This window comes from Algoriphagus sp. PAP.12 (assembly GCF_026652115.1).
GTDB lineage: Bacteria > Bacteroidota > Bacteroidia > Cytophagales > Cyclobacteriaceae > Algoriphagus.
The window spans coordinates 1-1004 of the sequence record NZ_JAPPSQ010000064.1 but is presented as its reverse complement, the minus strand read 5'-3'; the positions used below and the strand labels follow the sequence as shown (position 1 = coordinate 1004).

Sequence of the window (1004 nt, the reverse complement as noted above, 5' to 3'; positions counted from 1 at the left end):
GCTGCTCTAGCCAAGGCTCCTGTCAGAATCGTTTCATCATCTCCGTTTTCAAAGCCTGTCACCTGATACGTGAGTGTTGGATCAGCTGTGCCGAAGACTTTGCCCTGACCTGCATCAGCAGTCACATTCAGTACTTTCTCTGCAATCTCAAAATCAGCGCTCGTAAAGTTGATCACATAGTTCATTCCTGCATCCAGAGTTCCTATTGTGATTGCGTACATACCCACATCTTCACCGGCCGCCCTGCTGAGGGCTCCGGTCAGAATGGAAGTATTATCTCCGTTTCCGAAGTTGGATGCCGTATAGGCAAACACCGGATCTGCAGAACCATACACTTTCGCCTGATTCGCATTGGCTGTGATGTTCAAGGTTCTCGGAGTAATCGCAAAGTCAGCTCCCGTGAAGTTGATCGTATAGTTTGGACCTGCACTTAAGCTGCCCTGATTGATCGCGTAGGTTCCCACATCTTCCCCTACAGCTCTGGCTAAGGCTCCGGTAAGCACCGTGTTGGCATCCCCGTTTTTCAAGCCGGTATACTGGTAGGTGAAGGCCGGATCAGCATCGCCATAAATCTTCGTCTGACCTGCATCTGCAGTGACAGTCAGGGTGGCAGGAGTGATCTCAAAGTCTGCACTCGTGAAGTTGATCGTATAGTTCGGCCCTGCAGCTATGGTTCCCGGCTGGATCGCGTAGGTCCCCACATCTTCTCCAGCCATTCTAGTCAATGCTCCTGTAACAACAGCCCCTTGAATATCTCCATTCTTTAATCCTGCAACTTGATAGCTGAATACAGGATCCGGATCTCCATACACTTTGTTTTGACCTGCATCTGCCGTGATATCCAGAGTAGCTGGGGTGATCTCAAAGTCAGCCGAAGTGAAGTTGATCGTATAGTTACCTCCAGCATCAATAGTTCCCTGCTGGATTGCATACATTCCTACATCTTCTCCAGTCATTCTAGTCAAAGCACCGGTAACAACAGCCCCTTCAATATCTCCATTCTT

1 protein-coding gene is annotated in these 1004 nt (G+C 49.2%); it reads right to left on the bottom strand.

Annotated features, from left to right (window positions below):
* Positions 1-1004 (bottom strand): MBG domain-containing protein (locus tag O0V13_RS21450; RefSeq protein WP_268037065.1); only part of this gene is annotated, 1004 nt, incomplete at both ends.